This window comes from Hansschlegelia sp., assembly GCF_035538955.1.
Lineage (GTDB): Bacteria > Pseudomonadota > Alphaproteobacteria > Rhizobiales > Methylopilaceae > Methylopila.
Genome location: NZ_DATLJK010000013.1, coordinates 106,432 through 124,652, shown reverse-complemented (window position 1 = coordinate 124,652; position 18,221 = coordinate 106,432). Strand labels below are relative to the sequence as shown.

Annotated in this window: 19 protein-coding genes and 1 pseudogene; 9 read left to right on the top strand and 11 right to left on the bottom strand. The window is 67.3% G+C overall.

The features are described 5' to 3' along the window. Nucleotides 1–93: 93 nt before the first annotated feature. On the top strand, nt 94–636 hold the full coding sequence (locus VM780_RS08885) for a gamma-glutamylcyclotransferase (RefSeq protein ID WP_325446911.1): 543 nt from the start codon (nt 94–96) through the stop codon (nt 634–636). On the opposite strand, the gene VM780_RS08880 is transcribed toward VM780_RS08885, so the two are convergent. From VM780_RS08880 to ftsE, 5 genes are all read right to left on the bottom strand, one after another. Next, nucleotides 537–1,034 carry a hypothetical protein gene (locus tag VM780_RS08880; RefSeq protein WP_325446910.1) on the bottom strand — a complete coding sequence of 166 codons (498 nt, stop codon included), beginning with the start codon at nt 1,032–1,034 and terminating at the stop codon, nt 537–539. The genes VM780_RS08885 and VM780_RS08880 overlap by 100 nt on opposite strands. A gap of 47 nt (nt 1,035–1,081) precedes the next feature. Further along, nucleotides 1,082–1,927, bottom strand: coding sequence for a lysophospholipid acyltransferase family protein (locus tag VM780_RS08875; protein WP_325446909.1), 846 nt, complete (start codon nt 1,925–1,927; stop codon nt 1,082–1,084). After that, nucleotides 1,915–2,619, bottom strand: coding sequence for a YdcF family protein (locus VM780_RS08870; RefSeq protein ID WP_325446908.1), 705 nt, complete (start codon nt 2,617–2,619; stop codon nt 1,915–1,917). Before VM780_RS08870 ends, VM780_RS08875 begins: the two co-directional genes overlap by 13 nt. Before the next feature lie 108 nt (nt 2,620–2,727). After that, nucleotides 2,728–3,606, bottom strand: coding sequence for an ABC transporter permease (locus tag VM780_RS08865; protein ID WP_325446907.1), 879 nt, complete (start codon nt 3,604–3,606; stop codon nt 2,728–2,730). A gap of 140 nt (nt 3,607–3,746) precedes the next feature. Then, nucleotides 3,747–4,406: a cell division ATP-binding protein FtsE gene (ftsE, locus tag VM780_RS08860; protein WP_325446906.1), complete on the bottom strand. Its 660-nt coding sequence runs from the start codon at nt 4,404–4,406 to the stop codon at nt 3,747–3,749. Between the two features lie 155 nt (nt 4,407–4,561). Between ftsE and VM780_RS17590 the strand changes: the two are divergent. The 6 genes and pseudogenes from VM780_RS17590 to VM780_RS08835 all read left to right on the top strand — a co-directional run. Next, nucleotides 4,562–4,654, top strand: a pseudogene (locus VM780_RS17590) (zinc-ribbon domain-containing protein); the annotation flags it as partial. Between the two features lie 324 nt (nt 4,655–4,978). After that, nucleotides 4,979–5,407: a hypothetical protein gene (locus tag VM780_RS08855; RefSeq protein WP_325446905.1), complete on the top strand. Its 429-nt coding sequence runs from the start codon at nt 4,979–4,981 to the stop codon at nt 5,405–5,407. Continuing rightward, entirely contained in the window at nt 5,394–5,972 is a 579-nt protein-coding gene (hpt, locus tag VM780_RS08850; protein ID WP_325446904.1) for a hypoxanthine phosphoribosyltransferase, read from the top strand. Before VM780_RS08855 ends, hpt begins: the two co-directional genes overlap by 14 nt. A 12-nt stretch (nt 5,973–5,984) precedes the next feature. After that, nucleotides 5,985–6,371 carry a response regulator gene (locus VM780_RS08845; protein ID WP_325446903.1) on the top strand — a complete coding sequence of 129 codons (387 nt, stop codon included), beginning with the start codon at nt 5,985–5,987 and terminating at the stop codon, nt 6,369–6,371. Nucleotides 6,372–6,808: 437 nt separating this feature from the next. Next, on the top strand, nt 6,809–7,483 hold the full coding sequence (locus tag VM780_RS08840; protein WP_325446902.1) for a hypothetical protein: 675 nt from the start codon (nt 6,809–6,811) through the stop codon (nt 7,481–7,483). Then, nucleotides 7,480–9,027: a hypothetical protein gene (locus VM780_RS08835; protein WP_325446901.1), complete on the top strand. Its 1,548-nt coding sequence runs from the start codon at nt 7,480–7,482 to the stop codon at nt 9,025–9,027. The genes VM780_RS08840 and VM780_RS08835 overlap by 4 nt, the downstream gene beginning before the upstream one ends. 63 nt (nt 9,028–9,090) lie before the next feature. Here the strand turns inward: VM780_RS08835 and VM780_RS08830 are convergent, their stop codons facing one another. Next, nucleotides 9,091–10,332: a glycosyltransferase family 1 protein gene (locus tag VM780_RS08830; protein ID WP_325446900.1), complete on the bottom strand. Its 1,242-nt coding sequence runs from the start codon at nt 10,330–10,332 to the stop codon at nt 9,091–9,093. 293 nt (nt 10,333–10,625) lie between these two features. Between VM780_RS08830 and VM780_RS08825 the strand changes: the two genes are divergently transcribed. Then, nucleotides 10,626–11,870, top strand: a complete 1,245-nt coding sequence (locus VM780_RS08825; protein WP_325446899.1) for a phosphatase PAP2 family protein — start codon at nt 10,626–10,628, stop codon at nt 11,868–11,870. A gap of 88 nt (nt 11,871–11,958) precedes the next feature. Then, nucleotides 11,959–12,255, top strand: coding sequence for a hypothetical protein (locus VM780_RS08820; RefSeq protein WP_325446898.1), 297 nt, complete (start codon nt 11,959–11,961; stop codon nt 12,253–12,255). A 54-nt stretch (nt 12,256–12,309) separates the two neighbouring features. On the opposite strand, the gene VM780_RS08815 is transcribed toward VM780_RS08820, so the two are convergent. The 5 genes from VM780_RS08815 to VM780_RS08795 all read right to left on the bottom strand — a co-directional run bounded on the left by VM780_RS08815 (nt 12,310) and on the right by VM780_RS08795 (nt 18,153). Then, nucleotides 12,310–12,942, bottom strand: a complete 633-nt coding sequence (locus VM780_RS08815) for a peroxiredoxin (protein WP_325446897.1) — start codon at nt 12,940–12,942, stop codon at nt 12,310–12,312. 29 nt (nt 12,943–12,971) lie between these two features. After that, entirely contained in the window at nt 12,972–14,702 is a 1,731-nt protein-coding gene (gene cysI, locus VM780_RS08810) for an assimilatory sulfite reductase (NADPH) hemoprotein subunit (protein WP_325446896.1), read from the bottom strand. A gap of 8 nt (nt 14,703–14,710) precedes the next feature. Beyond that, nucleotides 14,711–16,555, bottom strand: a complete 1,845-nt coding sequence (locus VM780_RS08805) for an assimilatory sulfite reductase (NADPH) flavoprotein subunit (protein WP_325446895.1) — start codon at nt 16,553–16,555, stop codon at nt 14,711–14,713. 216 nt (nt 16,556–16,771) lie between these two features. Further along, nucleotides 16,772–17,557 carry a nitrilase-related carbon-nitrogen hydrolase gene (locus tag VM780_RS08800; RefSeq protein ID WP_325446894.1) on the bottom strand — a complete coding sequence of 262 codons (786 nt, stop codon included), beginning with the start codon at nt 17,555–17,557 and terminating at the stop codon, nt 16,772–16,774. After that, the gene (locus VM780_RS08795; protein ID WP_325446893.1) at nt 17,554–18,153 is read right to left on the bottom strand and encodes a helix-turn-helix domain-containing protein; all 600 of its coding nucleotides are present in this window, start codon (nt 18,151–18,153) and stop codon (nt 17,554–17,556) included. The genes VM780_RS08800 and VM780_RS08795 overlap by 4 nt, the downstream gene beginning before the upstream one ends. Between the last annotated feature and the right edge of the window lie 68 nt (nt 18,154–18,221).

Sequence of the window (18,221 nt, the reverse complement as noted above, 5' to 3'; positions counted from 1 at the left end):
CACCTATCTTTTGCGCCGCAGCGCCTCAACTTGCCGCGACGCGAAGGCGCTGATACCCGAAGACTGCGCGTCGCGCCTGGCGAAGCTTTCGCGATGATTCGGACAGACGTCGACCTTTGGATTTTCGCCTACGGGTCGCTGATGTGGCGCCCCGGCTTTGAGGCCGTGGAGCAAAGCGCCGCCGACGTCGATGGCTACCATCGCGCGCTCTGCATCGAATCGCATCGTCATCGCGGCACTCCCGAGCGGCCGGGCTTGGTCCTTGGTCTGGACGTGGGAGGCTCCTGCCGAGGCGTGGTGTTCCGCGTCGAGGCCGCGCGCGCGGCCAGCACGCTCGCCTATCTCCGCGAACGCGAGCTCGTGACGCATGTCTATGTCGAAAAGATGCTGCCGACGACGCTGATCGACGGCCGCCAGGTCTCGGCCGTCGCCTATGTGGTCGACCGTGACCACCCGCAATATGTCGGGCGGCTGTCGCCGGAGGAGACCCTGCGGCGCGTCGTCGGCGCCGAAGGGCTGGCGGGGCCCAACCCGGATTATGTGGTGAATACGGCCCGGGAGCTCGAACGCCTCGGGGTCGTGGACCCGACCCTCGCCTGGCTCGCCGCTTCGCTCACGGTGAGCACTGAGGAGTAGCCCTCGGCGCCGTTGAAAAGATCGACGAGGGCCTCGGCCCGGCGCGCGGCGTTGCCTGCCAGCAGATGCACATGCGCCTCGAGCCGCGCGCCCGCCGCAAGCGCAAGCCCCGGCAAGGACCCGCCGGTCTCGCCAGCCCAGACAATCCTTCGCTCGCCGGAACCGTCTACGGCGACCAGCAGCAAGACGCCGCTTTCGACCGCGACGGCCTCGCCGAGGGGCATCACGGTCACAAGGTAGCGTCGGCCGGACCGGCCGCGCCACACCCTGTACCGGTCGTCGAAATCGAGCTCCTTCGCCGCCAGCGCCAGACCGTCATCTTCCGGGGACGCGACCGGAGAGGCGGCGGCGGACACGTCGTCCAGGAACGTGGAAGGGTCGTCGCGGGTCTCGCTCATCGCGAATCGCTTGGCTCTTACGGATCACGGCCGATAAGGGTTCCGGGTTACCGTTGTGTCAAGCCCTGCGCAGAGGCCGCGGCCGGCGCGTCAGAAGGCGAGCCTTGCGCCTCGCGCACAAGAGCTGCGCTCGCAACCTCGATCCGCTCTCGGAGCGTCTTCTCGAAGACGTCGCGCGGAAGGTCCGCGGGGATCGGCTTCAGGAACTGCACCACAGTGCGCCCGCGCCGTTTCCTGAAGCCGTCGCGCGGCCAGAACACGCCTGTGTCGACCGCGACCGGCACGCAAGGCAGCTTGAGCCGATCATAGAGGTGAACGACCCCGAGCCTGTAGCGCGCCGGCGCCCCGACCGGCAGCCGGGTGCCTTCCGGGAAGATCACGATCTGGCGGCCGGCGCGGGCGGCCTCGCTGGCCTGCTCCAGCATCTGCACCAGGGCCTCACCGCCAGCCGCGCGGTTGATGGCGATCATGTCGAGCCCGCGCAGGAACCAGCCGAAGAACGGGATGACGGTCAATTCGCGCTTCAGCACGAAGGCAGGGTCCGGCAGTTCCGGGGTCAGTGCGAACGTCTCGAGCGCCGATTGGTGTTTCGCAGCCACGATGGCCGCGCCCTGCGGGATGTTTTCCCGCCCTCGCACCTCGACCTCCAAGCCGACAATGGCGCGAAGCAAAGCCAGCGTGGTGCGCGCCCACCACTTCCCGACAGCCAGCGCGCGCCGGCGCGGCATGAAGACGACGACGGGGCCCGCCAGCAAAGCGGTGAGGCAGACATGGATGGCCATCACGACGTCGAACAGGATCGAACGCCACAACACGACCGGGCCGACGCGGGGCGGCGTGGCCGACGCGGCCTCATCGGTCGCCAACGGCGCGTGGGCGTTCAGGAGCAGCAATCGGGCGAAGAGGCCCGCCTTTCCGCCGTCGTCTCGGCGTGCGCCAGCCGAGGAGCCAGGCGCACCCGCACCAGCGCCGCGACGTATTTGACGTACTCGCCCGCGAGCAGCCGTGCGGTGGGCCAGTCGCGCCACCACGGCTCCTCGCGGAGCCGTTCGGTGACGACCGCGTACGGGACCAGCTCGACGTCCGGCATCTCGCGTGAAAGCTCCATCAGCGTCCGGGGCATGTGATAGCCCGAAGTCACGACGATGAGCGAGTGGAAGCCATGGCCCTCCGCCCAGCGCCTGGCCTCGACGGCGTTTCCGGCGGTGTTCAGCGCACGCCGCCCGAGGTCGACGCAACAGCGCGCGAACGCCGCATAGTCGGGCTGCGCGCGCGCCAGCTCGCGCTCGGTCGTCTCGGGATGAACGCCTGAGATCAGAAGCCTTCTGCCCCGGCCCGAGGCGAGCAGGCGGAGTGCGTCCGAGAGACGCTCAGCGCCGCCGGTGAGCGCCACGATTCCATCCGCCTGCTGCGGCGGCGCCTGTTCCCCCTGCGGCACCATCTGCAGAAACGCCAGGAAGCCGGCGACCGTCAGAACCGCGCCGGCGAGCGCCCCAAACACGAGTGGGCGGAACGCGCTCCAGGAGCCCGTCGGCCGTCGTGCCTGGCGCGTCCCGGTAGAATTGAGATCGACCTCAGTCGCCATATGACCGGCACATTGCTTAGCCTTCGAACACTGCTCCCCGGCGGAACAGTGGGCAAGACGCTCTCGCGCCGCGCCGGCGCGGCGCTCCGTCCGGCGACGCCGCCATGCTCATCCCATGGCTCGCAACGTACGGTAAACCGTCGCGCGTGACGTGATCGCCGTCAGGGCCGCGATCAGCAGCACGATCGCGACGACGCCCGCATAAGCAGAAGCCCCGACCTGAAACCGCCCGAACAGGGCGTCCATCTGGTCGACCGCCGCCGTGCCGACGCCTTGTTCCACCATGAACTCCGCGATCAGGAAGGTCGCGATCGCAGCCATTCCGCCCGCGATCCCTCCTTTGAGGCCGAGCCTCAGGAAGCGCCGCTGGAACTGGCCCGCGATATAGCCGTCGCGCGCCCCCACGAAGTGCAGGACCTGCACGATGTCGCGGTTGCCGGCCATTGCGCCGCGGGTGGCGAACACCACGGACAAGACGGTCGCGGTGAGCATCAGCACCAGAACGCCCATCCCCAGCCAGACGATCGTGTGCGCCATCGAGACCAAGCGATCGAGAAAGCGTCGGTGGTCGTCGAGGCTCGCGCCCGGCACCTCCCGGTCGAGGGCCGCCTTCAGGCCCACCGCGTCGAACTGCGCGTCAGGCGAAAGCCGCAGCACCACGAGGCGGGGGATCGGCAGGTCGTCGAAGGACAGGCCGGAGCCGAGCCAAGGCTCGAGCAGGCGCGCCGTCTCTGCCTTTGAATAGGTCCTGACGTCGGCGACGCCGGCTGCGGCCCGAGCGAGCTCCGAGGCCCGCGCCGCCGCGGCGTCCAGGTCTCGGCCCTCCGCGGGTCGAATCTGGATCGTCGTCTCGCGCACCACGTCCTGCGACCAGTCGTTCGCCGCTGTCCGAACTAGGTCCACGGCCCCGACGGTCAGGGCCGCCAGATAGGTCATGATCGCGATCACGATGACCAGGGTGCTGCCGGAGACCGAAGAGGCCGGCACGATCGGACCCTGTCGCCGGTTGGCGGACGGTTGCCCTTTCGCAGGCGTTCGCCCGGACGGGCGCGAGCGACTTTCACCCGCGTGCGCCGCGGGCGTGTCCCTATCGCGCCGTTCGGCTGGCGCCGCGCCAATCTTCGGGCTCATTCGTAAACGTGCAGCCGACCCTCGTGGAGCACCAGACGGCGGGCGTCATAAAGGTCCATCAGGGCGATGTCATGGGTCGCGATCACCACGGAGGTGCCGGATTTGTGAAGCTCCACGAACAGCCGGAGGATACGCCGCGCAAGCTGAGGATCGACATTGCCGGTCGGCTCGTCGGCGAGCAGCAGTTCCGGCTGCGCGACGAGCGCCCGCGCGATGGCGGCGCGCTGCTTCTCGCCGCCAGAAAGCACCAGCGGCAGCGCGTCGAGCCGTTCCCCCAGACCGACCCAGCCAAGCAGCTCCACCACCTCGGCCCGATAGCTGGATTCGTCCCTGCCCGCGACCCGAAGCGGCAGCGCGACGTTTTCATAGGTCGTCATGTGGTCGAGCAACCGGAAGTCCTGGAACACCACTCCGATGCGCCGCCGCAGCGAGGGCAGCTCCCGCGAAGGCAGGGTGACGATGTCGCGCCCGAAGATCCTCACGAGCCCGCGGGTGGGCTTCATGGCGAGGAACATCAGCCGGAGCAGCGAGGTCTTCCCCGCCCCGGAGGGACCGGTCAGGAACTGGAAGGAGTTGGGCTCGATCGCGAACGACAGGTCGCGCAAGACCTCCGGCCCGAGGCCATAGCGCAGGCCGACATTCTCGAAACGCAACATCAGCGGATCCCTTCCAACGGGTCTCGGAGATCGCGACCCGTTGTGCCGCCGCACGTTTTAACGGGCCATTAACGATAAAGTGGCGAGGTCGTCCCGGAGAACCCGCTCGCCCTGGCCCGGCGCGTCGTGGCGCGCCCGCTCTGCGATTGGACCCCATGCTCGTCACATGTCCTTCCTGCCAGTCAAGCTACCGGCTAGCGGACGGGGCGCTGGAAACCGGCCGCAAGCTCCGCTGCGCCCGGTGCCGAACAGCGTGGCTTGCAGAGCAGCCCCCCGCGCTTCATCTCGCCGCAGCAACCGCGGCGTCTGGACCTGGACCATCGTTTGCGGCCGCCGAGCAGGCCGAGCCACTTCCGCCAATCCTCGGCCTCGAGGATGCGGCGGCGGTCGAGGTCGTGGAGACGCCTGAACTCATTGAGGCTATCCCCATTCCGCGCCGGACCGAGCCGGAGCGGCGGTCGCGATGGCGGCTGGGACGCAGACGCCGCAGCAGCCGGAAGCCGCCACGCGGGAGCCGGCCTAAGCCCTTTCGGTACAGGCCCGGCCGGCGCTCCCGCGCCGCCGCGCCCGCCTTGCTCACGGTCGCCGGACTCTTCGTCCTGGCGGCGCTCGCGCTGTTTCCCGTGCCGGTCGTGCGGGCGGCGCCTTCGCTGGCGTCGCTCTATACGGCGATCGGCATCGAGGTGAACGTGCGAGGGCTGACGATCCACGGCGTCAGCTCGTCCGAGCAGACGGAGGAAGGCGCGCCGCTTCTGCTGGTGAAGGGATCGATCACAAGCCTCTCAGAGACGCCCGTCGACGTGCCGCGGCTCAGGGTCGCGGTGATCGCCGCGGACGGCCGCGAGCTCTACGCCTGGACCACCATGGCCGCCCGGGCGAAGCTGGCGCAGGGCGAAGCGACGACCTTCCGCGCCCGGCTGGCCTCGCCGCCCGCGGAGGGACGGACGGTTGCGGTGCGGTTTCTTGGAAGGCAGGATCTCGCCACCCATGCCGTCCGCTGATCCCACCCCCGCCTCGCACGCCGAGGACGTCAAAGTCCTGTTCTCGGTCGAGGAGATCGGGAAGCGCAACGCGGAACTGGCGGCGGCGATCGCAGCCGCCAGGCCCGAGCGCCTGCTGGTGCTGGCGGTGCTCAAGGGCAGCTTTGTGTTCGCCGCCGATCTGATCCGCGCGCTTCATGCGGTCGGGCTGAAACCCGAGATGGAGTTCATCACGCTGTCGAGCTACGGCGACCAAAGAGTGTCGGGAGGCGCGGTGCGCGTCGTGCACGACGTCGAGAGCGACGTCGCGGGACGCGACGTCCTTCTGATCGACGACATCCTCGAATCCGGCCGCACCCTGGCGTTCGCCAAGGACCTGATGGCGGCCCGCGGCGCCCGGCGCGCTCTAACCTGCGTCCTGCTGCAAAAGCCCGGAAAGCGCGTGGCGCCGGTCGAGGCCGACTTTGTCGGTTTCACCTGTCCAGACCTGTTCGTCGTCGGCTATGGCATGGACGCCGCGCACGCATACCGACAACTGCCTTTCGTCGGCGTGCTCTCAGCCGACATCGAAGCCGCATCGAACTGAGGGAGGCCGCTCGTGGCTCGCATCCTTCTGACAGACGACGAAGAAGCAGTTCGTGGCTTCGTCAAGCGCGCGCTCGAGATGGACGGGCATCACGTCACGCCTGCGTTCGACGGAGCGGATGCGCTTGAAAAGCTCAACGAAGAGAACGGCGCGTTCGACCTCCTGCTGACGGACATCAGAATGCCGATGATGGACGGCATTGCGCTGGCGCTTGCGGCGGCGCGTGATTTTCCGGCCGTGACGATCCTGCTGATGACCGGTTATGCTGACCAGCGCGAACGGGCCTCCGGGCTCGACGCCCTGATCCATGACGTCGTCACCAAGCCGTTTTCGCTAAGCCAGATCCGAGACGCCGTGGCGGGCGCCCTCGATGCAGGCGGGCAACGTCTGAGCGCCTGACGCCGCCGCGGCGAGAGATCGCACGCCGAGGCTTCAACCTTGCCGCGGCTTCCGTCATGATCGGGGGAAGATCGTCAGCCTGAGCGCAAGCCCGGTCCATGGCCTGGATCGAAGGGTTCGCGGCTCTACACCCCCGCTTCGGCGCTCGCTCAGGCTGGGCTCGTCATAACGATGGCGCCAAGCTTGAGGCATTTTCAGACCTTAGAGTGCCTCTGTTCATCATCATGGGCTTCTCAATGATGATAAGACGCGTTCCGCCGCGCATGTGCGAGTTCGTCCTGTGGAGCCCGGGGCCGCCTTGTTTGGAATGGTTCAAGGAAGGCGCGTCTGCCGATCTAGGCGATCTCCTCACGGCCATGATAGGCCCCATCCTGATGGGGTCGGCGGGCGAAAGAGCCCTCCGAAGCAAGCTTTGTCGCGTTTGACCGGCTGCGCCAATGCTTGAATTGCGCGAGGTCTGGAAGGGCGCAAAATCGAAGGGGAAGCAACGCTGGATGCTGGCTGGCGCCAATCTGGCCGTGCCGGCCGGACGCCGCGTCGCGCTGCTCGGGACGGACGCCGCTGATATTCGAACCGTGCTGCACGTGCTCGCCGGCGTTGAGCATCCCGACAGCGGCTCTGTGCGACGGGTTGGCCTGCCCTGCTGGCCGTTCGGAAGCAGCAAGTTCATCGACGTCGCCGGAACCCTTCGTCAGAACGCCAACTTCCTGAGCTATATCTACGGCGTTGATGGGGGCGACGTGGCCGCGATCGCGACCGAACTCAGCGGTGTGAAGCTTCGGAAGGGAAGGCCGCTAAAAAGGTATCCGCTGTCCGAACGGCGCCAACTTGCGCTGGGACTGACGCTCGCCCTGCAATTCGACTGGTATTTTATCAACCAGCGCCTCCCGCGGGTCGCGAAGGGCCGGGTTGCGCAGATCGACGGCGTGATCGCGGACCGATTCAGCAGGGCAGGCGTCATCTGGGCGACCACGAAACCTGAGACTGTCGCAGGATATTGCGATGCAGGATTGGTCCTCGACCAAGGAGCTCTAACATTCTATGATACGTTGGAAGCTGCGTCTGAGGCGTACGGAAAGTTGACCACCGGCGAGACGAGCAAGCGTAAATGAGCGAGACCATGGCCAAGACAGGGGTCGAGGTTCAACTTGGCGCCAGAGCCCGTTCGATCCTGAAGACCCTGTCGAACGCGGCTCCAGGCGCGTTGACGGCGCATCCTGCGGCGCGCCGGCTGCTTGGCGCGCCCTCCTTGTCCGCCCGCGAGCCGGCGCGGCGTCCGGAACCCGCAGAGGACGACACGCTCAGCCCGCGCGCGCGGGCCAAGGCCGCCCGGGCCGCCAAACGCGCTGTACGATCGCAGCCCAAAGAGGACAGCAAGACGGCAGAGCTCGACCATTCGGTTCCGGCGCCCCCTGCGTCGAACACGGTTGTCCCGCTGCCGCGGCGGGGCGTTCCGAAGCGCGGCGCGCCGGCTCCGGAGCCAGGTCAGGTCACCGTTCCTGCCGCGCGACCGATCGGGGTTCGTCGCAAGCGCAATGTCGTCAAGATTTCGGCGTGGCTGTGCATCGCGCTGCCGACGGCGCTGGCCACGCTCTATTATGGGCTGATCGCCGCCCCCCAATATGTAGCCGAAGCGCGCTTCGCGGTGCGCGGACCGGCGGAAGTCGGAGGCGGCAGCGGGGACGCCATCGCCGCGATGACCGGTCTCGGCACGAATATGGCCGGCATGGCGTCGGACAGCTTCATCGTCGCGCAGTACATCGAGAGCGGCCAGATCGTCGCGAACATGCAGCGGGCGCTCGATCTGCGCTCGATCTACACGCACGAGAACGCCGACTTCGTGGCCAAGTACCGGCCCTATGATTTCGACGACACGGTCGAGCACCTCACCCGGTACTGGAACTCGGTCTCCTGGGTCTACTACGAGCCGGTTACGGGGATCATCACCTTCACGGTGCGCGCCTTCACGCCGGACGACGCGCTCAAAGTGGCGCGCGAGACGGTCCGGGAGAGCGAGAACCTCGTCAACAAGCTATCGGCGCGCGCGCGTGATGACGCCCTGATGCTCGCCAAGCAGGAGCAGTCCCGTGCGGAGCTGCGGCTGAAGTTCGCGCAGAAGGCCATTCAGGACTACCGCGACCGTCAAGGCGCGCCTGACGCGCAGAGCCTCGCCGAAGGGCAAAGCAAGATCGTCGCCGATCTTGAGGGTCAGCTCGCAAAGCAAGAGGCGGAGCTTTCAGCCAGCTTGTCCTTCCTCAACAAGGACGCGCCGACGATCCGCTTCATGCAGAAGAACGTCGACGCGCTGAAGTCTCGAGTCGCAGCCGAACGCGCCAAGATCGGTTCGGTGCAGCCTCAGACCGGCGGCGGAAAGAGCCCGCTGATCTCCGCCTCCATGGCGGAGTTCGAGAACCTCGCGATGGAGCGGGACTTCGCGCAGAAGGCCTACCAGCAGGCGAGCCAGGCGGTCGACGCGGCCCGCATCACGGCGGAGCGCCAGTCGCGCTATCTGGCGACCTTCGTCGAGCCGTATCTTCCTGAGGATTCGCTCTATCCGGCGCGTCTGCAGATGATCCTGCTCGTCCTGGTCTGCTCGACGATCGCATGGGCCATCGGCGCGCTGATCTTCTACGGCATCCGCGACCATAGCGCCTGAGCCGCGCCACATGGGACGCGGCGACGGCCTCCGCCAAGCCGCGTCTCGGCCTCGGGCTCCGGCCTAAACGATCACGCCTTCGGCCTCCAGAAGCCGGAAATGGTCGTCCCAGCTCGGCGGCCGATAGCCGGTCGCGCCTTGTCCACGCCCGGCGGGCTCCGCCGCATAGGTCAGGACGGCCTTCTCCCAGGCGGGGCCGTCCAGCGGGTCCAGCCGCAGCGCGAGATCGCCGGCGATCTCTCGGAAGACGGGCAGGTCGGAGACGATGGCGGACGCGCCCATAGCCAGCGTCTCCGCCAGAGGCAGCCCAAACCCTTCGCTGAAGCTCGGGAACAGCAACGCCCGCGCGCCGCGCACCAGCGAAGCGAGCGCGACGTCCGGAAGATCGTTGACCTCCATCACATGGGCGCGGATGGCCGGGCAGCGCTCCAGAAGATCGATCACCATCTCGTTCTCCCACCCCCGACGCCCGACCAGCACCAGACGAGGCGTGGCGGCGCCCAGCCGCTCCGCCAATCTCCGCCAGACGTGGAGCAGCAGGAGATGGTTCTTCCGCGGCTCGATGGTGCCGAGCGCGACGAAATACGGGCGCTCGGCAGCAAGCGCGGGAGCAGCGCGCGCAAACCCGCTTTCCACTCCAAGCGGCGCCGCCACCATGTGGGGAACGGCGTGACCGCTCTCCGCCGCATAGGCGGCGACGTTACGCGCCGTGTCGGCCGAATTCGCGATCAGCGTGCTGGCGTGCTGGAGCGCGGTCGTCATGCGGCGCGCGTGTCGCTCCGCCTCCCCTGCCCGGCCGTACTCCGGGAAACGGATCGGGATGAGGTCATGCACCATAATAACGAGTGCGGCGCCGGTCTTTCGAACGCCCGCGAACACCTCGGGGCGGTCAAGACGGAGGTGCGAGACATGGACATAGACATCTCCGGCGCCGACTGAGGGTCGTCTCGTGAGCGCCGCCTTCGTCCGAAGCCACAGCGCCCGTCTGCCGGCGTCTCCGGCCTCCGAAGGTTCAGCCGCCTGCTCGGGGTACGGCGCCCCCAGCCATTCCGCCACCCGACGCGCGGCGACCGGATCTCCTGCTCCGACGCGCCACTTCGCATCCACGGCTTCTATGAAGCGGGCGACCGGCTCCGCCGGCAACGCAACCGTTCTGCCGCCGACGATCGCCGCAAAGCCGCGTCTCTCGCCCGGCGAGGACAGCAGGCGTTTGGCATAGGCGAACTCCACCCGGTCCACGCCCGTGGCGACTGGATGGCCGGCGCGCGTCAGGAGGCGCGTGATGTCGAGGATCGTTCTTGGCATGCGTCCTCGACCGTGAGCCTGGATCGGGCGTGTAGCACGCCGCCGAGCGGGGCGAAAACCAATCGGCTGAATCTCGCGTCCCTTTAGCGCGTCGAAGAAGTGCCGCCGCACAGGCCAACGAGCGCGCCGCGATCAGTGGCCGCTAGAACAGTGCATCGTTCGGAGCAAGTGGAGGAAGGCGGTATCCCTATCTGGAGCTGTCCTCGACTGAACACAGTCCAGAACAGTACAGGCAATCTTTAACGCATTGCGCCGATAACTTCGTGATCACGCCACGACCGGAGCCGCTGACGATGCCCACCAATCTGCTGCGGGCCTCGAGTGGCGACGATACGCTGATCATCGGGCTCGCTCTGGCCGGACTGATCTTCGCGGCCGCCTGTAAGGCCACCGAATACCTGATGTTCGGCGCGATCCTGTTCGACGTCGGACCCTGGGCGTTTCTCGGAATCCCTTGCGCGATCTGGATTTTTCAGAGAGATCGGCGCGCCATTATTGCGGCCTTGCTGGTCGGATTCCTGACTGCTGGAGCGCTTCAGATCGCGCTGCGCCTGCCGGATCTTCCAATCATCACCGGCATCGGGGCCGGCGCGTTCTTCGTGCTGGTCTTCAAGCTCACCTTTAATGGGCAGGAGAGGCGGCAAACGGGCTTTGTCTTATGCGCAGGTCTCCTGGCGCCGATCGCTCAGTTGATCTGCCCGCTCTTCCAGCGATTGACCACGGCCTATCCCGAGACGTTCGATGGCCGAGCCCTTCTGGTGGACCGCTCGATAGGCATCCCCGCTGGCTTCTACGAAGGCGCGCGGGCTCTGCTTTTGTCGATGCCGATCCGCGTCGTGATATTCAGCAGCTACTCCTCGATCACCTTGGCGCTCGGCCTCCTGATCATGTGCAAGATCAGGCGCGGCGACAGAGGATGGTTCGTCGCGACCGTGGCGTTCATTCTCGCCGGCGTCTTCGGCAGCGCTCTCTATCACCTGTTTCCAGCGGCGGGACCCTTGTACGCTTTCATGATGCAGCCTGATCTGCAACCAGACGTCGCGCCCGTCCCGGTTCCGGTGGAATTCATCCGAAACGGAATGCCGTCGCTGCATACGACATGGGCGCTGCTGATCTTCCTGAATTCGCGGGACATGGGGCATGTGGCGCGGGGATGCTGCTCCGTATTTCTCGTCCTCACCTTGTGCTCAACATTGATCCTTGGAGAACACTACGTCATCGATCTGATCGTGGCCGCCCCCTTCGCGCTGGCGATCCAGGCCGCATCCCAGATGCTTGTGGGGGCTCCTGACAGGGCGGAGCGGACCGAACGCGTCTCGCGGCGCGCGGTCGCGTTCGCGTTCGCGTTCGGGGCGATCATGACGGGCGCGTGGCTGCTGTTGCTGGTGCGTCATGTCGAGGCGCTGCTGGACGCGCCTCACGTGGCGGCGAGCCTCGCGGTCGTCTCCATTCTCGGCTTTGCGGTGGGGTCGGGGCTATTGGTTCCGACCTGGCGATATCGGGCGCGTGGCTCGGACATCGCGCTGGCCACAAGTTAGAGAAGGCCCAAACTGTTCGACATCATCGAAGCGCGACAGCACGATGATGGATCAGGAACCCGCGGAGGGCCGCCAGGTTTATGCAGCCATGAGAACGCCCGTCACGGCGCTTGCCGCCCTCCTGCTCGCGTCCATGGCGACCGGCGCAGCCGCCGCGAGACCCTACGCGCCTGGCATGGCGTGCCGCGCCGTACAGGAACTGATCCGCGCCCGGGGCGCGGTCGTGATCAGCACCGGCCCTTCGACCTATGACCGGTTCGTCAGCGGCGGGCGCTACTGCGAGCCCACCGAGGACACCGAAGCCGCCTGGATCTCGACGGCCGACGAGCGCAACTGCTTCATCGGCTACACGTGCAAGGAACACCAGCGCGACGACAACTGGTGACGGCCCGCTTCCCAGCCGCCCGTCTCCGGGCGGCCGGGTCCGGGCCCTGACAGCTCAGTCCTTGAGCTCCACGACCCGCAGATAAGGCCGCAGCTCCTTCCAGCCCTGCGGATAGCGGGCCTTCGCGTCCTCGTTGGACACGCTCGGAGCGATGATCACGGGCTCGCCCTTCTCCCAATTCACCGGCGTCGAAACCTTCTCGCGGTCGGTCAGCTGCAGGCTGTCGATGACGCGCAGGATCTCGGAAAAATTGCGCCCGGCGCTCGGCGGATAGGTCAGGATCAACCGGATCTTCTTGTTCGGGTCGATCACGAAGACGGACCGGACGGTGACGGTCGGGTCGGCTTCCGGATGGATCATGCCGTAAAGCTCGGACACCTTCTTGTCCGCGTCGGCCAGGAGCGGGAAGTTCAGCGCGTGGCCCTGCGTTTCCTCGATGTCGACGCTCCAGGCGCCATGGGCTTCGAGCGGATCGACCGACAGGCCGAGCACTTTGACGTTTCGCTTTTCCCACTCCGGCTTCAGCCGGGCGACCTCGCCGAGTTCGGTCGTGCAGACCGGCGTGAAGTTCTTCGGATGGCTGAACAGGACGCCCCAGGAGGAGCCCAGCCAATCGTGGAACTTGATGCGGCCCTCGGTGCTGTCCTGCTCGAAGTCCGGCGCGATCTGTCCGAGTTGCAGCGACATAGCGTTCCCCCTTCGAGAAGCTGTCTTGTTCACGCGTTGAAGAAGCGGCCTTCCGTCACCTCCGGCACGTAGCCGGCGCGGATCGCGAAGTCACCGAAACGTTCGTCGGCGCCGCGCTCGGCGGCGTAGCGGCCGATGATCTCGTCGAGCGTCTCGAGGATCTTCTGCTCGCCGACATTCTCGAGATGCATCTTGTTGAGACGCTGCCCGTGAAAGCCGCCGCCAAGGTAGAGATTGTACTTGCCGGGCGCGCGGCCCGACAGGCCGATCTCCGCCACATAGGGCCGCGAGCAACCGTTGGGACAGCCGCTCATACGGATCGTGATCGGCTCCTCGCGCAGACCATGCGCGTCGAGAATGGATTCGATCCGGTCGATCAGCGTCGGCAGGTAGCGCTCGCTCTCCGCCATGGCGAGCGCGCAGGTCGGCAGCGCCACGCAGGCGATCGAGTTGAGCCGGAGAGCGCTGCGCGTCTCCACAAGCCCATACTCGGAAAGCAGCGCGTCGATCCGGGGCCGATCCTCCGGCGCGACATCCGAGATGCAGAGGTTCTGGTTCGGCGTCAGGCGGAAAGCGCCCTTGTGGACCCGCGCGATCTCGCGCAGGCCGTCCATCAGGCGCTTCTCGCCATGGTCTATGACGCGGCCGTTCTCGATGAACAGGGTGTGGTGCCAAAGGCCGTCCTCGCCCTCGACCCAGCCGAACTCATCGCCGTTCGAGCGGAACGAGAAGGGCCGCGCAGGCTCGAACGCGAAGCCCATGCGGCGTTCGATCTCGGCCTTGATCCAGCCAAGGCCCTTGTCGTCGATGGTGTATTTGAAGCGCGCATGGGCGCGGTTTGTGCGGTCGCCATAGTCGCGCTGGACGCTCATCACGGCGTCGGTGGCCGCGAGCACTTTTTCGGCCGGGATGAAGCCGACGACGTCGGCGAGCCGCGGGTAGGTCTCCGGCGCCTGATCGGTGCGGCCCATGCCGCCGCCGATCGAGACGTCGAAACCCTTGAGCTCGCCGGCCTCGGCGATTGCGATGAAACCGAGATCCTGCGTGTAGACGTCGATGTCGTTCGACGGCGGGATCACGAACCCGATCTTGAACTTGCGCGGCAGGTACTGCCTGCCGAAGAAGGGCTCCTCCGGCTCTGACGTCGCGACCCGCTCCTCGCCGTACCAGATCTCGTGATAGGCGCGCTGGTTCGGGATCGCGTGCGCGCTCGTGCGGCTGGCGGCGGCGTAAACCTGGGCGTGCAGCCTCGAGAGCCTCGGATCGACGGAGCACATGACGCCGCGGGGGACGTCCCCGCAGGCCGCGATGGAGTCGAGCAGCGCCTCATGGAGCTTCTGGATGGTCGGCCTGAGATTCTCCTTCAGAACCCAGTGGAACTGCACCGTCTGGCGCGTGGTCAACCGGATGGTGTCGCCGCCATAGGCTCGGGCGAGCTCGTCCAGCTTCAGCCACTGAGCGGGCGAGCAGACGCCGCCCGGCATGCGCACCCGGATCATGAAGGTGTAGGCGGGCTCCAGCTTCTGGCGCCGGCGCTCATCGCGGATGTCACGGTCATCCTGCATGTAGATGCCGTGGAACTTCATCAGCTTATTGTCTTCCGGCGTGACGCTGCCGGTGATCTCGTCGAGCAACCCGAGCGCGATCGTGCCGCGCAGCTGGTCGCTGGTCGCCTTCAGGGTTTCGTCCGGCCCGAGCCGGTCGAGCGGCTGGGAGATGTCGCGGCTGCGGTCGACCGCCGGATGGCTGGTCTCGGTCATGTCGGGGCTCAGTAGACGTCTCTCTGGTAGCGGTGATCGCGCTGGAGATTGCGGACATACTCCTCCGCGGCGTCGCGCGCGACCCCGCCTTGGTCCTGCACCACCCCAATGAGGCTCTCGTGAACGTCCGGCGCGAGATGGGCCGCGTCGCCGCAGACATAGACATGCCCGCCCTGCTCAAGCCAGGCGAAGACCTCCTTGGCCTGCGCGCGGAGCTTGTCCTGCACATAGACCTTGGTGGCGCGGTCTCGCGAGAAGGCGACGTCCATCCGGGTCAGCAGCTTATCCTTCAGCCAGCCCTGCCACTCGGTCTGGTAGAGGAAGTCGCTGCGGAAGTTGCGCTCGCCGAAGAACAGCCAGTTGCGGCCTTCGGCCCCGCGGGCTTCGCGCTCCTGCAGAAATGCGCGGTAGGGCGCAACGCCAGTGCCGGCGCCGATCATGATGATCGGGCGGTCGTCGGTCGGCAGCCGGAAATGTGGATTGGCCTGCACATAGACCGGGAGAGTCGCATCGGGCGTGGCGCGCGCCGCGAGATGACCGGAGGCGACGCCGGAGCGGGGTTCGCCATTCAGATCGTAGCGCACCGTCGAGACGGTCAGATGAGCCTCTTCGGGCGCGGCGGCGAGGCTCGACGCGATCGAGTACAGCCGCGGCTGGAGCGGCCGCAGGCCAGCGACCAGCGCCTGGGCCTCGAGGCCCGCGACCGGGTAGGCGCGCACGATATCGACCACATGGTTCTGGCGCAGGAAGGCCGTCCTCTCGGCGGTCGCTTCCTCGCCGGCGAGCCGCGCAAGCTGGTCTGCGCCCGACAGCTTCGCCCAATGCTCCAGGAAGCGAGGCGTGGCGGCGGAAATCTCGAACCCGCTCTCGAACGCCTCGGCGATCGTGGAGGCGCGGCCCTTGATCTCGACCGGAGCGGACCCGTCCAGCTTCAGCGCAGCCAGCAGGATCTCGACCAGCTGAGGATCATTCTTCGGCATCAGCCCGAGCGCGTCGCCGGGCTCGTAGATCAGGCCCGAACCTTCGAGCGAGAGCTCGACATGCCGCGTCTCCTTCGTCGAGCCGCGGCCGGTCAGGACGAGGTTTTCCAAAACCGTCGCAGGGAAGGGATTGCGCTTGTCATAGAGCGCCGGCGAGGCCGGGCCCGCGACATGCGGCGCATCGGCCAGCACGGTCGCGGCCGCCCCATTGGCCCCGCTCTGCTTCGCGATCTTCGCGATGATGTCGGCCGTCCAGGCGGCGGCGGGCTCGTCATAGTCGACGTCGCAGTCGACCCGCGGCTGAATCCGGGTGGCGCCGAGCTCCTCGAGCCGCCGGTCGAGCCGCTTGCCAGCCTCGCAGTAGCGCTCATAGGTCGAGTCGCCGAGCGCCAGAACGGCGAAGCGCAGATCCGGAAGCTTCGGCGCCTTGCGGCTGTCGAGGAACTCGAAGAAATCCGCGGCGCCCTGGGGCGGGTCGCCTTCCCCATAGGTGCTGACGACGATCAAGAGATCCTGCTCGTCACGGAGCGCGCGCGTCTTGTAGTCCGCGATGTCCACCACCGTCGGCTGGCGACCTGCCTCGCGCGCCGCGCCCGAGAGCGCCTGCGCCAAGGCCCGGCTGTTGCCGGTCTCGCTGCCGAACAGGATGGTCAGTCGGCGCTCATCCACGCTGGCCGCGGCCGCAGGACGCCCCACCGGGATGTTTGGCGCCAGCGCGGGACGGCCCGCCTCGCGCCGCTCGGCGTCTCGCACGCCGGCGAAATAGCCGCTCAGCCAGAGCGCCTGCTCGGGGCTGATGGCCTTCGCGAGCGACTGGATGTGCTCCCACTGGTCGGGGGTGAGCCCCGGTCCGGGAAATTCTGAAGCTGACATGCAGGCTCCTGACGGCCCCGCGCGCTGAGTGGCGCTTCCTATTGCACGTAATTTTTTTGTTTTATTCTACGTTGTCCAAGGTCAATATGCATTTTTCTCACAGGCCTTCAAGTGAGCGATTGCGCAGACCTGTTCTGTCCGCGACACGCAGAAGCTCGCGGCGTCTCCGCCGAGCCCGAAGGACCAGAAGGTCGGAAAAGGATCAGCTCTGGCGGATCAGCTCTCGAGCCGGGCCCGAAGCTCGCCAATGTAATCGTTCTCGGCGCGCGCCCGCGCCGCCGCCTCGGGGCCGATCGCGGCCATGAGCAGCGCCTCACCTTCGGCCGGGGCGCGCGCGGCCTCTCCGCCATCCGCGAGCGCGATCACGCTCTGGCCGGCGTAGCAGAACGCCGCGTCGCTGCCGGCATGGTCGGCATAGACCAGCGTGACGGCGTTCTCGAACGCACGCGCAGGGATCAGCGTGCGCGCCACGAAATCCGAGCCCGGACTCGCCGGCAGCGCGGTCGGCGCCAGGATGAGGTCAGCGCCGGCCAGCGCGAGCGGGCGCACGGCCTCGGGAAACTCGACGTCGAAGCAGACCCTCATGCCGATGGTCGCGTCCTCGAAGCGGAACGGCTCCGACAGCCCGTCCGCGGGCGCGAACAGCGCCTTTTCATAGTCGCCGTACAGGAACTGTTTGCGGTGGATCTTCGTCCAGCCTGCCGGCGACAGGAACGCCGCGGCATTGTAGAGCCTGCCGCCATTCCGCTCGGCGAAGCCCGTGACGATCGCAAGCCCAAGCCGCTTGGCCGCCGCCGAGAGCCTGGAGAGCTGCGGCCCGTCGACGGGCTCCGCAAGCGAGCGGATGGCGTCGCCAGCGCCGTAGCCGGTGGTCGCGAGTTCCGGCGCCACCAGGATTCGGGCCCCCTGCGCCGCAGCCCGTTCCGCTGCGTCCTCGATCGCAGCGACGTTGGCTGCGACGTCTCCCGCTGCGGCGATCATCTGGTAGGCCGCGACGATCATGCGCGCTCTCCCGCGCCACGAGCGCGGAGCAGACTGTCGACCAGCGACCGGAGATCCTCGATGTCGGCCGCGACCCTGTCGTCGCCGCGGCTGCCGGTGGCGTAGAAAATGCCGTCGAGCTGAAGGCTGATGATCCGCGCCGTCTTTCGCACGTCCACATCCCCAAACAGGCCGGCCGCGATCCCGCGGAAGATGCAGTCCTCGAGCAGCGCCTGCTCGCGGGCGTAGAAGTCGCGGATCAACCCGCCGACCTGCGGATCCTGCGGAGCCGAAGCCGCATAGTCGGCCATGAGCTTCGTCATGCGGGCGAGCGTCGGCGCGATGGAGATGTGCATGTCGAGCCAGGCCATCATTTCGGAACGCGGATCGGAAGCCGTCGGCCGCAGGGCCGCATAGCCGGCGTGGAGCTGATCGATGGCGTGCGCCAGGGCGCGCCCGAACAGCTGCTCCTTGTTGGTGAAGTAGTAGTAGATCAGCCCGGCGTTGACGCCGCACGCGGACGCGATGTCGCGCATCGAGACGTTGCTGTGGTGCCGCTCCGCGAACAGCCGCAGCGCCTCGTCAAGGATCAGGTCAGAGCGGACTTCCGGCGCCATGCGGCGGCGCGGACCGCGGGCGTGCTGCTTTGGAACGGCGCCCGTCTGCTGCCCACCGGACGCCTCAG

Excerpts from the sequence above, each read along its gene's own strand:
- VM780_RS08880 (WP_325446910.1), bottom strand. The coding sequence starts at position 1,034 with ATGAGCGAGACCCGCGACGACCCTTCCACGTTCCTGGACGACGTGTCC.
- VM780_RS08815 (WP_325446897.1), bottom strand. The coding sequence starts at position 12,942 with ATGTCGCTGCAACTCGGACAGATCGCGCCGGACTTCGAGCAGGACAGC.
- VM780_RS08835 (WP_325446901.1), top strand. The coding sequence starts at position 7,480 with ATGAGCGAGACCATGGCCAAGACAGGGGTCGAGGTTCAACTTGGCGCC.
- cysI (WP_325446896.1), bottom strand. The coding sequence starts at position 14,702 with ATGACCGAGACCAGCCATCCGGCGGTCGACCGCAGCCGCGACATCTCC.
- VM780_RS08825 (WP_325446899.1), top strand. The coding sequence starts at position 10,626 with ATGCCCACCAATCTGCTGCGGGCCTCGAGTGGCGACGATACGCTGATC.
- hpt (WP_325446904.1), top strand. The coding sequence starts at position 5,394 with ATGCCGTCCGCTGATCCCACCCCCGCCTCGCACGCCGAGGACGTCAAA.
- VM780_RS08870 (WP_325446908.1), bottom strand. The coding sequence starts at position 2,619 with ATGGCGACTGAGGTCGATCTCAATTCTACCGGGACGCGCCAGGCACGA.
- VM780_RS08800 (WP_325446894.1), bottom strand. The coding sequence starts at position 17,557 with ATGATCGTCGCGGCCTACCAGATGATCGCCGCAGCGGGAGACGTCGCA.
- VM780_RS08805 (WP_325446895.1), bottom strand. The coding sequence starts at position 16,555 with ATGTCAGCTTCAGAATTTCCCGGACCGGGGCTCACCCCCGACCAGTGG.
- VM780_RS08830 (WP_325446900.1), bottom strand. The coding sequence starts at position 10,332 with ATGCCAAGAACGATCCTCGACATCACGCGCCTCCTGACGCGCGCCGGC.
- VM780_RS08820 (WP_325446898.1), top strand. The coding sequence starts at position 11,959 with ATGAGAACGCCCGTCACGGCGCTTGCCGCCCTCCTGCTCGCGTCCATG.
- VM780_RS08840 (WP_325446902.1), top strand. The coding sequence starts at position 6,809 with ATGCTTGAATTGCGCGAGGTCTGGAAGGGCGCAAAATCGAAGGGGAAG.
- VM780_RS08885 (WP_325446911.1), top strand. The coding sequence starts at position 94 with ATGATTCGGACAGACGTCGACCTTTGGATTTTCGCCTACGGGTCGCTG.
- ftsE (WP_325446906.1), bottom strand. The coding sequence starts at position 4,406 with ATGTTGCGTTTCGAGAATGTCGGCCTGCGCTATGGCCTCGGGCCGGAG.
- VM780_RS08795 (WP_325446893.1), bottom strand. The coding sequence starts at position 18,153 with ATGGCGCCGGAAGTCCGCTCTGACCTGATCCTTGACGAGGCGCTGCGG.